We start from the raw sequence: 14443 nt of genomic DNA, 5'->3' as shown, positions 1-14443 counted from the left end.
GCTAACCAAAAAGTTCACACCCTTTTCCCGATCCAAACCAGCGGTCAGACGATGGGGAAGGGTGGTTGAAGCCATTGTCTGGGGGCAGGCTTAGGGATGGCTTAAGGAAGGCCTGCCTCGCTCGGCTGGCAAGCGCCGTGCCCGGGGCCGGTAAAATCTGCGCCTTGAAAAGCCACGATGCAAGAAGACGATCAGGCCCGCTGGGCCAACGCCTTCGCGCTCCCCGCGCCCACCCATGAACGCACCCACTGAACTGGCCGCCTTGTTGACGCAGGCCGAGCCCACGCGTCTGCGTGAAATCCCCTACAACTACACCTCGTTCTCCGATCGGGAAATCGTGCTGCGGGTCTTGGGGCAACGCGCCTGGGACCTGGCCGAGCAGCTGCGCACCGAGCGCTCCACCGGCCGCTCGGCCCGCATGCTGTACGAGGTGCTGGGCGACATCTGGGTGGTGCAGCGCAACCCCTACCTGCAGGACGACCTGCTGCACAACCCCAAGCGTCGCGCTCAGCTGGTCGAGGCGCTGGCACACCGCCTGTCCGAGGTGGACCAGCGGCGCACGCCGGGCCAGGCGCCCGAGCGCGATGCGCTGGTGGCCGAGTTGCTGGCCCTGGCGCGCCAGGCCGTCCAGGCGTTCAACGACAAGTTCGACCGCATCACCGAGTTGCGCCACCGCGCGGAGCAGGTGTTCAAGAAGCTGACGCGGCACGACAACGTCAAGTTCGACGGCCTCTCGCGCGTGAGCCACGTGACCGATGCCACGGATTGGCGCGTGGAGTACCCCTTCGTGGTGCTGACGCCGGACACCGAGGCCGAGATGGCCGAGCTGGTGCGCGGCTGCTTCGAGTTGGGCCTCACCGTCATCCCGCGCGGGGGCGGCACCGGCTACACCGGCGGCGCCGTGCCGCTGACCTGGAAGAGCGCCGTCATCAACACCGAGAAGCTCGAAGCCATGAGCGAGGTGGAGATGGTGTCGCTGCCCGGTGTCGACCACGCCGTGCCCACGGTGTGGAGCGAGGCCGGCGTGGTCACGCAGCGCGTGGCCGATGCGGCCGAGCGCGCCGGCTACGTGTTCGCTGTCGACCCCACGTCGATCGAAGCCTCGTGCATCGGCGGCAACATCGCCATGAACGCGGGCGGCAAGAAGGCCGTGCTCTGGGGCACGGCGCTGGACAACCTGGCCAGCTGGCGCATGGTCACCCCCGATGCCGAATGGCTGGAGGTGCATCGCCTGGACCACAACCTCGGCAAGATCCACGACGCCGAGATGGCCAGCTTCGAGCTGCGCTATTTCGCGGCCGACGGCAAGACCCCGCTGCGCACCGAGCGCCTGGACATCCCGGGCCGCATGTTCCGCAAGGAAGGCCTGGGCAAGGACGTCACGGACAAGTTCCTGAGCGGGCTGCCGGGGGTGCAGAAAGAGGGCACGGATGGCCTCATCACCAGCGCGCGCTGGGTCGTGCACCGCATGCCCAGCCAGACGCGCACGGTGTGTCTGGAGTTCTTTGGCGACGCCAAGGACGCCGTGCCCAGCATCGTCGAGATCAAGGACTTCATGTTCGACCTGCAAAAGCGCAATGCCGAAGCGGGTCTGCCGCCGGTGCTGCTGGCCGGTCTGGAGCACCTGGACGACCGCTACCTGAAGGCCGTGGGCTACACCACCAAGAGCAAGCGCGGGGGCCTGCCCAAGATGGTGCTGGTGGGCGACATCGTGGGCGACGACGCCGACGCCGTGGCGCGGGCCACCAGCGAGGTTGTGCGCATCGCCAACTCGCGCAACGGCGAGGGTTTCATCGCCATCAGCCCCGAGGCGCGCAAGACCTTCTGGGCCGACCGCAAGCGCACCGCCGCCATCAGCCGCCACACCAACGCCTTCAAGATCAACGAAGACGTGGTGATCCCGCTGCCGCGCATGGCCGACTACACCAACGGCATCGAGCGCATCAACATCGAGTTGTCGCTGGCCAACAAGCTCAAGCTGGCCGATGAAATCGAGCAGTATCTGCTCCATGGTCAACACAAGCTGACGGCGGTGCCTGATACTGCCGAAGATGGCTCGTCGGCGGCCGAGCTGCTGCCGGCCCGCCTGGCCCAGGCCCTGACGCTGGTGCGCGAGGTGCGGGCGCAGTGGCAGGACTGGCTGACCCACGTGGGGACGCATTTCCCCCAGCTGCAGACGCACGAGCTGCGCGCGAGCTGGAAACGCCAGCTGCGTGCGCCGCTCAAGGGCATCTTCAGTGGTGCGGCCTACCAGCCCATCCTCGACGAGCTGGGTGCCATCCACCAGCGGGTGTTGCGCGGCCGCGTGTTCGTGGCCCTGCACATGCACGCGGGCGACGGCAACGTGCACACCAACCTGCCCGTGAACAGCGACGACTACGAGATGCTGACCACGGCGCACGAGGCCGTGGCACGCATCATGGACCTGGCGCGCAGCCTGGGCGGCGTGATCTCGGGTGAGCACGGCATCGGCATCACCAAGCTCGAGTTCCTGACCGACGAAGAGCTCCAGCCCTTTGCCGACTACAAGAACCGCATCGATCCGCAGGGCCGCTTCAACAAGGGCAAGCTGATCCGCAACCCCGAGCTGTTCCTGCAGGATGGTCAGCCCATCTACGCCGACCTGACCAACGCCTACACGCCGAGCTTCGGGCTCATGGGGCACGAGTCGCTGATCATGCAGCAGAGCGACATCGGCGCGATTGCCGATTCGGTCAAGGACTGCCTGCGCTGCGGCAAGTGCAAGCCCGTGTGCAGCACCCACGTGCCGCGTGCCAACCTGCTGTACAGCCCGCGCAACAAGATCCTGGCCACCTCGCTGCTGGTCGAGGCCTTTCTGTACGAAGAGCAGACCCGCCGCGGCGTGTCCATCCGGCACTGGCAGGAGTTCGAGGACGTGGGCGACCACTGCACCGTCTGCCACAAGTGCTACACGCCATGCCCGGTCAAGATCGACTTCGGCGACGTGTCGATGAACATGCGCAACCTGCTCAACAAAATGGGCAAGAAGAGCTTCCGCCCAGGTGCGAAGGCGGCCATGTTCTTCCTCAACGCGACCGAGCCGTCGACCATCAAGGCCACGCGCGCCGTGATGACGGGCGTGGGCTTCAAGGCCCAGCGCGTGATGGCGGATTTGCTGAAGCCGGCCGCCAAGAGCCAGACGGCGCACCCGCCGGCCACTGTGGGCACGCCGTCGATCCGCGAGCAGGTCGTGCACTTCGTCAACAAGAAGCTGCCCGGTGGCCTGCCGACCAAGACGGCGCGCGCACTGCTCGACATCGAGAACCGCGACTACGTGCCCGTCATCCGCGACCCCCAGGCCACCACGGTGGAAAGCGAGGCGGTGTTCTACTTCCCCGGCTGCGGCTCGGAGCGCCTGTTCAGCCAGGTCGGCCTGGCCACCCAGGCCATGCTCTGGCACGCGGGCGTGCAGACCGTGATGCCGCCGGGCTACCTGTGCTGCGGCTATCCGCAGCGCGGCAGCGGCCAGTTCGACAAGGCCGACAAGATGATCACGGACAACCGCGTGTTGTTCCACCGCGTGGCCACCACGTTGAACTACCTGGACATCAAGACCGTGGTGGTGAGCTGCGGCACCTGCTACGACCAGCTGCAGGGCTACCAGTTCGACAAGATCTTCCCGGGCTGCCGCATCATCGACATCCACGAGTTCCTGCTCGAAAAAGGCATCACCTTGCCGGCGGCGGAGCAAGGCGCCTACCTCTACCACGAGCCCTGCCACAACCCCATGAAGCTGCAGGACAGCACCAAGACCGTCAAGGCGCTGCTGGGCGATGGCGTGCTGAAAAGTGACCGCTGCTGCGGCGAATCGGGCACGCTGGGCGTGACCCGGCCCGACGTCTCCACGCAGGTGCGCTTCCGCAAGGAAGAGGAAATCCGCAAGGGCGTGGCCGCGCTGCGCGACACCGGGGCTGTGGGGGAGAAGGCCAACGTCAAGATCCTGACCAGCTGCCCCAGCTGCCTGCAGGGCCTGTCGCGCTACCAGGGCGACCTGCAGAACGGGCTGCTCGAGGCCGACTACATCGTCATCGAGATGGCGCGCCACATCCTGGGCGAAACCTGGCTGCAGGACTACGTGGCCAAGGCCAACGCCGGCGGCATCGAGCGCGTGCTGGTGTGAGGTGGGTTGGGGTCGGTTTGCGGTGTGGCCACAACGCGAGCTGACGCCTGCACGGGTTCTGTCGCCTGCACGGTCGACGTCGCTGCCGGCGTCGAGTGCGTGTGACTTTGATGGGGTATGGGTGGGTTCTCGTTGGTTAAAAACGTGAACAGGTCTATACCCCTTGATCATTTTGCCTCATCGGGTCAACGCCGCCGGCGTCGAGTGCGAGTGGGTGTGAGGGGAATGGGCTGGCGCCCATTTGTGCCCAAGCTCCAGCAAGGGCGTGATTCGCCCGGGCGGGAAGATGCCCTGACAGGCGCTGGCGCCGACCAGCCCCTGAATGTTCGCCTGGCCGCGGCGGATCAGGCCGCGTGACCGTTCGCCCCCTGGCGTCTGGTGCAGAGCGGTTTCAGCCGCCGTGCATCGCGCCCAGCAGCTCGGAGACCACGGCCACCGTTTCGGTCGGCTTTTCCATGGGAAACAGGTGCGTGCCCTCGACCATGCGCAAGCGCACGTCGGGCAGGCGGCGGATGCCCGACAGCCCCGCCTGGCGCAGCTCGCGCGAGCGCGTGCCGCCCACAAAGGCCACGGGGCAGCGCGGTGGGTGCAGGCGCAGCAGCCGGCCCAGGCCGTGCGGCAGGGTGTCGTAGATGCGCGTTTCCACGCCGCGGTCAAAGCTCAGCGTGACGCCGCCCTCATCGTGCGCCTCGGCCAGGCCGGCCTCCACGTAGTCGCGCAGCACCTCGGGGTGCCACCGTGCAAACAGGCGCTTGGCCGCGAAATGCGTGCTGGCTTCGTCGCGGCTGGCCCAGGCGGTGCGCCGCCGCTGGCTGACGGCGCTGGGCATGAAGCGGCGGCGCAGCAGCGGGCTGCGCTTGACCATGCGCAGGGCACCGGCCCGCCAGCCGGTCACCACGGGCGAGTCCAGCAGCACCACGCCCCGCACCTGCTCGGGGTGGCGGGCGGCGCACATCAGGCTCAGGATGCCGCCCAGCGAGTGGCCCACCAGGTAGGGCTTCTGGCCGGTTTGCGCGTGCACCTGGTGCACCAGGGCCTGCAGCTGCGCGACCAGGTGAGGCCATTGGTCGGTGACGGGGTACTGCTCGTCGTGGCCGAACTTGTCGATGGCAAAGACGGTGTAGCCCTGCGCCTCGAACGCGCTGAGCAAACGTCGGTAGGTGCCGGCCGGAAAGCTGTTGGCATGCGCAAAGACCAAGGGCCGCGGGCGCGGGGACGCGGGCTGATCGAGCGAAGGCATGACGAGTGGAACTGGGAGTTTCACAGAGTATGGTGCCTTGGCCGTTGTTCAAGCATCGGCAAGGGCTGGATACTGATTCTGAAGGTTCAGATCAAGCGGTCTTCGGGCGACGACAGCTTGCGCAGCGGCTTGACCTGCGAATTGGCCACGCGCAGCGGCGTGGCCGTGGCCTCGCCATTCCACACCGGGTCGTCCACGCGGTCGAAGATCTCGCGCAGGTGCTGGCCCCAGCCGTGATGCAGCATGCGGTAGTACGGGTTGTCCTGGTCGATGGCCACGATCTTGTCCGACTGCAGCTGGTTGGTTTCGTAGACCACCAGGTCCAGCGGCAGGCTGACCGACAGGTTGGACTTCACGGTCGAATCCATGGACACCAGTGCGCACTTGGCCGCTTCGTTCAGCGAGACCTCGGGCGTGATGACGCGGTCCAGCACCGGCTTGCCGTACTTGGACTCGCCGATCTGGAAAAACGGCGTCTCGCCCGTGGCCTCGATGAAGTTGCCCGGCGAATAGAACTGGAACAGGCGCGGGGCCTCGCCCTTGATCTGGCCGCCGAACAGCAGCGAGACGTTGAAGTCCACGCCCGCAGCCTGCAGCGCTTCGGCATCGCGCCGATGCACGTGGCGGATGGTGGCGCCCAGGATGCGCGCGGCGTCGAACATGCTGTCGCAGTCCCACATCGTCAGGGTCTCGCCGGTCACGTCGTCGGTGAGCTTTTCGAGCTGGAACAGCTCGCGCACCGACTGCGAGATGGAGAGGTTGCCGGCCGACAGCAGCACCATGAAGCGGTCGCCCGGCTGCTCGTACACGATCATCTTGCGGAAGGTGGAGATCTGGTCCACACCGGCGTTGGTGCGCGAGTCGGACAGGAACACCAGTCCGGCATTGCATTTGATGGCGACGCAGTAAGTCATGGGGGGCAGAGCGGCAGGGCGAAACCGCAAATTTTAGTGGGGCGCCCGAAGCGGCACGCGCCGATGGTCCGGCGGCGGGGCGTCCGCGAGGCGATGGCGAACAGGCCCGGCGCTGTTCATGCGGGTCGCCGCGCCATCGAGGCGTGGGGTGAGGATGACCCCGCGGCCAGTTGCACACGTCAGCCAGGCGTTGATGAGCGGGAACGCATCCAAGCGCAGGCGTGTGCGATGGCGACGACCGGGCCCGGCCGCGCTCAGCGGGCCTGCGGCTCGGGCATGCGCAAGGCGACTTCGCGCTTGAGGTATTGCCACACGGCCGTGACGCGTGGCACGGCCTTGTTCTCGGTCGGCATGGACATCCAGAAGCGGCGCTGGAAGTTGGCCAGCTCGGGCAGGATGCGCACCAGCTCGCCGTGTTCGCGCGCGAGGAAGCCCGGCAGGATGGCGATGCCGCAACCGGCCAGCGCGGCCTGCAGCTGCGCCGTCACGCTGGTGCTGCGCAGCGCAAACGACTCGGGGCGGTAAAGCTCGTCGAGGAAGTGCAGCTCGTTGGAGTAGAGCAGGTCGTCCACATAGCCGATGTAGGCGTGGCCGGCCAGGTCGTCGCGCGTGGCGATGGGCCCGTGCTGCGCCAGGTAGCGGCGGCTGGCGTACAGGTGCAGCGTGTAGTCGCACAGCTTGGTCACCACATAGGGGCCGCGTAAGGGCCGCTCCAGCGAGATGACGACGTCGGCCTCGCGCTTGGACAGGTGCAGGGCGCGCGGCACGGCCAGCAGGTCGAGGGTGAGGCGCGGGTGGGCCTGGCCCAGGCGGGCCAGCGCACCGGCCAGGATGGCGGCGCCAAAGCCCTCGGTCGCGCCGACGCGGACCACGCCGGCGAGTTCGCCGCGCTCGGGCGGGGCGGCGTTGCGGTTGGCCGACTGCAGGGCCGCATGGGCGGCTTTTTCCATGGCTTCGGCGCGCGGCAGCAGGTCCAGGCCGGCGGCCGTCAGCTCGTGCCCGCCCTGGGCCCGCACGAACAGCGTGGCGCCCAGGCTGGCTTCGAGCGCCTTGATGCGGCGCGACACCGTGGTGTGGTCCACCGCCAGCTGGCGCGCCGCGGTCTGCAGCGTGCCCGAGCGCGCCACGGCAAGAAACACGCGCAAATCATTCCAGTCCATGGTCTGCATTTTTGCAGACGGTGCGTGCAGTTCTGTGTCTTGTGTGCGCGAAATTGCAGACCTACCATGTGGCCGATGCAGCCGGCGTGTCGCGCCGCGCACGCCTTCACCCGACAGGAGACCCATCCCATGAACGCCCCCCAATCGGCCAGCACGCTGGCGCCCGCCGTCAAGCTGCTCATCAACGGCCAGTTCGTCGATTCGACCACCACCCAGTGGCGCGATGTGGTGAACCCCGCCACGCAGCAGGTGCTGGCCCGTGTGCCCATGGCCACGCCGGACGAGGTGCAGGCCGCCGTCGCAACGGCCAAAGAGGCGTTCAAGACCTGGCGCAAGACGCCGGTCGGCACGCGTGCGCGCATCTTCCTGAAGCTGCAGCAGCTGATCCGCGAGCACATGGGCGAGCTGGCCGCGCTGCTGACGGCCGAGCAGGGCAAGACGCTGCCCGACGCCGAAGGCGACGTGTTCCGTGGCCTGGAGGTGGTGGAGCACGCCGCCAACATCGGCACGCTGCAGCTGGGCGAGCTGGCCAACAACGTGGCCAATGGCGTCGACACCTACACGCTGATGCAGCCGCTGGGCGTGTGCGCCGGCATCACGCCGTTCAACTTCCCGGCCATGATCCCGCTGTGGATGTTCCCCATGGCGATTGCCACCGGCAACACCTTCATCCTCAAGCCGTCCGAGCAAGACCCCATGGTCACCATGCGCCTGTGCGAGCTGGCGCTCGAGGCCGGCATCCCGCCCGGGGTGCTGAACGTGGTGCACGGCGGCGAAGACGTGGTCAACGCCATCTGCGACCACCCGGACATCAAGGCCATCAGCTTCGTCGGCTCGACCAAGGTGGGCACGCACGTCTACAACCGGGCCAGCCTGGCGGGCAAGCGCGTGCAATGCATGATGGGCGCGAAGAACCACGCCATCGTCATGCCCGACGCCAACAAGGAGCAGACCCTGAACGCGCTGGCCGGCGCTGCGTTCGGCGCCGCGGGGCAGCGCTGCATGGCGGTGTCGGTGGCCGTGCTGGTGGGCGAGGCGCAGCGCTGGATTCCCGAACTCGTGGCCAAGGCCAAGACCCTGAAGGTGAGCGGGGGTACCGAGCCCGGCACCGATGTGGGCCCGCTCGTCAGCTGCGCGGCGCTGGCCCGCGTCGAAAGCCTGATCGAGCGCGGCCTGGCCGAAGGCGCCACGCTGGAGCTCGACGGCCGCAAGCCCCAGGTCGACGGCTACGCGCAGGGCAATTTCGTCGGCCCCACCATCTTCAGCGGCGTGACGCCCGGCATGGGCATTTACGAGCAGGAGATCTTCGGCCCGGTGCTGTGCATCGTCGCGGCCGACGACATCGACCAGGCCATAGACTTCATCAACGCCAACCCCAACGGCAATGGCACGGCCATCTTCACGCAGTCGGGTGCGGCGGCCCGCAAGTTCCAGGAGGACATCGACGTGGGCCAGGTCGGCATCAACGTGCCGATTCCGGTGCCGGTGCCGCTGTTCTCGTTCACGGGCAGCCGCGCGTCCAAGCTGGGCGACCTGGGGCCGTACGGCAAGCAGGTCGTGCTGTTCTACACCCAGACCAAGACCGTCACGGCGCGCTGGTTCGACGACAGCACCACCAGCCACGGCGTCAACACGACGATTTCGCTCAAGTGATCGGAGTATGCGGCACTTCCCGATGAACAATGAACGGCAATTGCTGCATACTCGTGTGCCATGAGGCGACGGCCGCACGGCCGCGCCAGCCGCGCACCCGCGCCACGGAGACGACATGGATTTTGAATTGAGCGAGGACCAGCGCGCGTTCGCCCAGACGGCGCGCGAGTTTGCCCAGGCCGAGCTGGCGCCGCACGCGGCGGAGTGGGACCGTGAAGGGCACTTTCCCAAGGCGGTGATCGCCCAAGCCGGGGCCTTGGGGTTCTGCGGGCTGTATGCGCCCGAGCGCATCGGCGGCCTGGCCTTGCCGCGGCTGGATGCCACGCTGGTGTTCGAGGAAATGGCGGCCGTGGACCCCAGCACCACGGCCTTCATCACCATCCACAACATGGCGACCTGGATGCTCGGCAGCTGGGGCACCGACGCCGCCTGCGCCGAATGGGGCGAGCTGCTGACCAGCGGCCGCAAGCTGGCCAGTTATTGCCTGACCGAGCCCAGTGCGGGCTCGGACGCGGCCTCGCTCAAGACGCGTGCCGAGCGGGTGGGCGATGCGTACGTCATCAACGGCAGCAAGGCCTTCATCAGCGGCGCAGGCGCGACCGACGTGCTGGTGCTGATGGCGCGCACGGGCGACGCGCAGTCCGGCTCGGCCGGGGTGTCGGCCTTCGTCGTGCCGGCCGACGCGCCCGGCATCGCCTATGGCAAGAAGGAAGAGAAGATGGGCTGGAACAGCCAGCCCACGCGGGTCATCAGCTTCGACAACGTGCGCATCCCCGCGCACAACCTGCTGGGCCAGGAGGGCGAAGGCTTCAAGATCGCCATGAAGGGCCTGGACGGCGGGCGCATCAACATCGCCACCTGCTCGGTTGGCGCGGCGCAAGGGGCCCTGACCCAGGCCCAGCAGTACATGCAGGAGCGCCAGCAGTTCGGCAAGGCCATCGCCAGCTTTCAGGCGCTGCAGTTCAAGCTGGCCGACATGGCGACCGAGCTCGTCGCCGCGCGGCAGATGGTGCGCCTGGCCGCCAGCAAGCTGGACGCCGGCGCGCGCGATGCCAGCACCTACTGCGCCATGGCCAAGCGCTTTGCCACCGACGCCGGCTTCCAGGTCTGCAACGAGGCGCTGCAGCTGCATGGCGGCTACGGCTACCTGCGCGACTTTCCGCTCGAGCGCCTGCTGCGCGACGCGCGCGTGCACCAGATCCTGGAAGGCACGAATGAAATCATGCGGGTCATCATCGCGCGCCGCATGCTCGATGGCGATGCGCCCGAGGCGATTCGCTGAGGTCTTCGAGCACCGGGTTAAAAGTCCGGTGCTCGTGTCTTTGAGCTAAGCCATGCACACTCAAGTTTTCGCCGTGCACCGCGACAGCGAACACCGCTTCAGCAAAACCACAGTGCCCTTCATTGAGCTCCTGAAAGGCCTGGGCGTGCAAGGTGACGCGCATGCAGATACCACCGTGCAGCACCGCTCGCGCGTCAAGGCCAATCCTGATCAGCCCAATCTGCGGCAAGTGCATGTGATCAGCGCATCTTTGCTTGCCCACGTGGCCGAGCAAGGTTTCAGCGTGCAGCCTGGTCAATTGGGCGAAAACATCACGCTAAGCGATGCACCGGGTTTGGACTGGCGAGCCATGATCAGCTTGCCGCTGCACACGGAACTGCACTTTGCCAGCGGCGCCGTGGTGCAGCTGACTGGCCTGCGCAACCCCTGCGTGCAGATTGACCAATTCGAGAAAGGCCTGTTTGCCGCCATGCTGGACAAGGATGCACAAGGTCAGCTGGTGCGCAAAACCGGCGTGATGGGCGTGGTGCTTCGGGGCGGGGCTGTGCAAGCAGGTGACGCTGTGCATGCGGTGCTGCCGGCAGAACCACATCAAGCCCTGGAGCGCGTGTAGACCGCCATGCCCAGCCCCCCGTTGTCGCCCGAAACCCTGCGGCTCATGGACGCCGTGCGCGAGGCCTTGAGCACGCGCCACGATGTCGACGAGCGCCGCATGTTTGGCGTGGACTGCTTTTTCGTCGCTGGCAAGCTCTGCCTGGGCGTGAAGCATGGCGAGCTGCTGGTGCGCCTGCCACCCGAACGCCATGACGAATTCCTCGAGATGCCGGGCACGCGTGCGTTGTCGCCCGGGGGCGGCATGACGGGCTACATCTGGGTCGAGCCCGATGGTTTTGCCACGCGGGCCCAATGGCAGCTGTGGCTGCGCGAAGCGCTGGCCTACAACCCGCGCGCCAAGGCATCCCCCCGGCGCAAACCGGCGGCCCGGCGCGAGTCCTTCCAACCCGATGAGCCTGGCGCCAAGTCCACGCCCACGCGCCGCAAATCCACTTGAGGCGCACCCATTCACTCACCATGCAGACAGGCAGATCACCATGACCCACACCGTCGAACACGAAGAGGCCAACGCCAAGGGCGCGTTTTTCATGCAGCACGCTGGCCAGCGGGTGGCCGAGATGACCTACAGCCGCACCAACGCCAGCATGGTGATCGTGGACCACACCGACGTGGACGAGTCGCTGCGGGGGCAGGGCGCGGGCCGTCGGTTGCTGGATGCCTTGGTGGCCTGGGCCAGGGCCACGCACACCCGGGTGCTGCCGCTGTGCCCCTACGCCAAGGCGCAATTCGACAAGGACGCGTCCATCCGCGATGTGCTGGTGTGAGCCATGCCCCTGACATTCGTGCGCGTCGCGTGACCGCACGTCCCAGACTTCAACCCGATAGGAGACACACATGAGCACCACCATCGCCTTCATTGGCCTGGGCAACATGGGCGGCCCCATGGCCGCCAACCTCGTCAAGGCCGGTCACCGCGTGACCGGCTTCGATCTCAGCGCCGAGTGCGTGGCACGGGCCAAGGCCGCCGGTGTGGCGATCGCGGCCAGCGCGGCCGAGGCGGTGCAGGGCGCGGCCGTGCTGATCAGCATGCTGCCTGCCAGCCGCCATGTTGAGGGGTTGTATCTGGGTGAGACCGGCATCTTGCAATCGGTGGCGCCCAATACCCTCATCATCGATTGCTCGACCATCGCGCCTGCGTCGGCCCAGAAGGTGGCGCAGGCGGCGGGCCAGCGGGGTTTGACCATGATCGACGCCCCCGTCTCGGGTGGCACGGCGGGCGCCCAGGCCGGCACGCTGACCTTCATCGTGGGCGGTGACGATGCGGCCCTGGCCCGCGCGCGCCCGCTGCTCGAGGCGATGGGCAAGAACATCTTCCACATGGGCACCGCCGGCGCAGGCCAGGTGGCCAAGCTGTGCAACAACATGGCCCTGGGCGTGATCATGGCGGCCACGGGCGAAGCGCTGGCCCTGGGCAAGGCCCACGGGCTGGACGTGGGCGCGCTGTCGGCCATGATGGCCGTGAGCACCAGCCGCAGCTGGGCCACCGAGGTGTGCAACCCCTGGCCGGGCGTGCTGCCCAATGCGCCATCCAGCAAGGGGTACGTGGGCGGCTTCGGCAACGACCTGATGCTGAAAGACCTGGGCCTGGCCGTCGAGGCCGCGCTGCAGACCGGGGCGACCATCCCGCTGGGCGAATCGGCACGCAACCTGTACGCGATGAACTCGAGCGCGGGGCGCGGCGGGCTGGATTTCTCCAGCGTGGTGCGTTTGTTCCAGAAGGACGCGTGAGGCCGTGGCGTGTCGCTGGCCGCGCATGGAACCGCCTGAATCGCTGACGGGGTCTGCTCCGGGCGACCGCGCCCTGAGCGGCCCCGCAGCGATGAGCGCCGACGACGTGCTGCGCCTGGTGCGGCGCAACCCCGTCAACGCGGCCCTGCCGCAATGCCACCTGGTGGCGGGCTGCGTGTTCCAGGCCGTCTGGAATGCGCGCTCGGGTCGCGCGGTGGACTGGGGCGTGCGCGACCACGACGTGTTCTATTTCGACGCGGCCGATGTGAGCTGGGCGGCCGAAGACGCGGTGATTCGGCAGGCCGAGCGCGCGTTCGCCGATCTGCCAGCCCGCATCGAGGTGCGCAACCAGGCGCGTGTGCACCTGTGGTATCGCCAGCGCTTCGGGGGCGGCTACCCGCAGCTCTCGTCGGCGCGTGAGGGCATCGACCGCTACCTCGTCGCCTGCACCTGCATGGGCGTGGACGCGGCCACGGGCGCGCTGTACACGCCGAACGGCCTGGATGAGCTGGTCCAGGGGGTGCTGCGCCTCAACCCGCTGACGCCGCAACCCGAGCTGTTCGCGGCCAAGGCCGACAGCTACCGCACGCGCTGGCCATGGCTGCGTCTTGCGGCGTGAAGGTTCGGCGATGCAGGTCGGGCGATGCCGGCGACGGCGGGCCGCGGGCGGCGCTCGGGCGCCCGTCACCGGTCCGCTAGCATGGCGGCCGCATCCGACATTGAACCCACACCCACCATGAGTTTCCACACCCAAGCCACCACGCACGAACCCAACCACAACGCGATGTTCATGGTCTGGGTGCTCAAAGCCGGCGTGGACGCCAAGCCGGCGTTTCGGGCGCTGTGCGCCCTGGTCGAGAACCTGAACAACTCGGCCGCCGCGCGGTTTCCGGGCACACAGGCCAGCTGTGTGCTGGGCATCGGCCATCGCGCCTGGCAGGCCCTGGCCCTGCCGCAGCCGCAGCCGCGCGAGCTGGTCGAGTTCACCCCCATCGCCGGCGACCGGCACACGGCCGTGGCCACGCCCGGTGACCTGCACCTGCACCTGCGGGGCGCCGATTTCAGCCTGTGTGTGGACATGGCGATGCAGATCCGCCAGCGGCTGCAGGCGGTGGCCGACTGCGTGGTGCAGGTGTCGGGCTTTCGCTACTGGGATGGCCGCTCCATCCTCGGGTTTGTCGACGGCACCGAAAACCCGCAGGGGGATGAGCGCGATTTCTTCGCCCAGGTGGGGCCCGAGGACGCCGCCTATGAAGGCGGCAGCTACCTGTTCGTGCAGAAGTACATCCACGACATGACCGCCTGGCGAGCCCTGCCCGTGGCCGAGCAGGAAAACGTCATCGGCCGCAGCAAGGCCGACGACATCGAGATGGACGACGACACCAAGCCCAGCAACTCGCACAGCGCGCTGTCCAACGTGGGCGACGACCGGAAGATCGTGCGCGACAACCTGCCATTCGTCGACGATGCCACGCAAGAGATCGGCACCTATTTCATCGGCTACGCCAGCACCTTCGGCACCGTGCGCGACATGCTCGAGGCCATGTTCATCGGCAAGCCGGCCGGCAACTCGGACCGCATCCTGGACTTCAGCCGCGCCGTGACCGGCAGCCTGTTCTTTGTGCCCACGCTGGATATGCTGGGGGAGTTTGCCGAGTGAGCCGTTGATTTCATAACGGCAAGGCGGTCATACTCGACCTGGATTCACAG

The 14443-nt window shown here is 67.5% G+C and carries 12 protein-coding genes; 9 read left to right on the top strand and 3 right to left on the bottom strand.

Annotated features, from left to right (window positions below; all coding sequences use genetic code 11):
- The first annotated feature begins 235 nt into the window (after nt 1-235).
- A complete protein-coding gene (locus tag CCO03_RS11980) occupies nt 236-4141 on the top strand; it encodes a DUF3683 domain-containing protein (protein WP_087281333.1) in 3906 nt (1301 codons plus the stop codon).
- A 391-nt stretch (nt 4142-4532) separates the two neighbouring features.
- Here CCO03_RS11980 and CCO03_RS11975 read toward each other — a convergent pair whose 3' ends face one another.
- From CCO03_RS11975 to CCO03_RS11965, 3 genes are all read right to left on the bottom strand, one after another.
- The gene (locus CCO03_RS11975) at nt 4533-5381 is read right to left on the bottom strand and encodes an alpha/beta hydrolase (protein ID WP_087281331.1); all 849 of its coding nucleotides are present in this window, start codon (nt 5379-5381) and stop codon (nt 4533-4535) included.
- Nucleotides 5382-5467: 86 nt separating this feature from the next.
- Nucleotides 5468-6295 carry a proteasome-type protease gene (locus CCO03_RS11970; RefSeq protein ID WP_087281329.1) on the bottom strand — a complete coding sequence of 276 codons (828 nt, stop codon included), beginning with the start codon at nt 6293-6295 and terminating at the stop codon, nt 5468-5470.
- A 254-nt stretch (nt 6296-6549) separates the two neighbouring features.
- Nucleotides 6550-7455 (bottom strand): LysR family transcriptional regulator, encoded by a 906-nt coding sequence (locus tag CCO03_RS11965; RefSeq protein WP_087284615.1) that lies wholly within the window; start codon nt 7453-7455, stop codon nt 6550-6552.
- 129 nt (nt 7456-7584) lie between these two features.
- Here CCO03_RS11965 and CCO03_RS11960 point away from each other — a divergent pair, with 129 nt between their 5' ends.
- The 8 genes from CCO03_RS11960 to CCO03_RS11925 all read left to right on the top strand — a co-directional run bounded on the left by CCO03_RS11960 (nt 7585) and on the right by CCO03_RS11925 (nt 14393).
- Nucleotides 7585-9108 carry a CoA-acylating methylmalonate-semialdehyde dehydrogenase gene (locus CCO03_RS11960; protein ID WP_087281327.1) on the top strand — a complete coding sequence of 508 codons (1524 nt, stop codon included), beginning with the start codon at nt 7585-7587 and terminating at the stop codon, nt 9106-9108.
- Between the two features lie 115 nt (nt 9109-9223).
- Complete coding sequence (locus CCO03_RS11955) at nt 9224-10390, top strand: acyl-CoA dehydrogenase family protein (protein ID WP_087281325.1); 1167 nt, start codon at nt 9224-9226, stop codon at nt 10388-10390.
- Nucleotides 10391-10442: 52 nt separating this feature from the next.
- On the top strand, nt 10443-11003 hold the full coding sequence (locus tag CCO03_RS11950) for an MOSC domain-containing protein (RefSeq protein ID WP_087281323.1): 561 nt from the start codon (nt 10443-10445) through the stop codon (nt 11001-11003).
- 6 nt (nt 11004-11009) lie between these two features.
- Nucleotides 11010-11441 (top strand): TfoX/Sxy family protein, encoded by a 432-nt coding sequence (locus CCO03_RS11945; RefSeq protein WP_087281321.1) that lies wholly within the window; start codon nt 11010-11012, stop codon nt 11439-11441.
- A gap of 40 nt (nt 11442-11481) precedes the next feature.
- On the top strand, nt 11482-11769 hold the full coding sequence (locus CCO03_RS11940) for a GNAT family N-acetyltransferase (protein ID WP_087281319.1): 288 nt from the start codon (nt 11482-11484) through the stop codon (nt 11767-11769).
- Nucleotides 11770-11839: 70 nt separating this feature from the next.
- On the top strand, nt 11840-12733 hold the full coding sequence (mmsB, locus tag CCO03_RS11935; protein WP_087281317.1) for a 3-hydroxyisobutyrate dehydrogenase: 894 nt from the start codon (nt 11840-11842) through the stop codon (nt 12731-12733).
- A 25-nt stretch (nt 12734-12758) separates the two neighbouring features.
- Nucleotides 12759-13352, top strand: a complete 594-nt coding sequence (locus CCO03_RS11930) for a nucleotidyltransferase family protein (protein WP_236903793.1) — start codon at nt 12759-12761, stop codon at nt 13350-13352.
- Nucleotides 13353-13469: 117 nt separating this feature from the next.
- The gene (locus CCO03_RS11925; RefSeq protein WP_087281313.1) at nt 13470-14393 is read left to right on the top strand and encodes a Dyp-type peroxidase; all 924 of its coding nucleotides are present in this window, start codon (nt 13470-13472) and stop codon (nt 14391-14393) included.
- Nucleotides 14394-14443 lie beyond the last annotated feature (50 nt).

It is taken from the genome of Comamonas serinivorans (genome assembly GCF_002158865.1).
Taxonomy (GTDB): domain Bacteria; phylum Pseudomonadota; class Gammaproteobacteria; order Burkholderiales; family Burkholderiaceae_C; genus Comamonas_E; species Comamonas_E serinivorans.
Note: the sequence above shows the minus strand (reverse complement) of the source record. Positions and strands in the feature narration are given on the sequence as shown.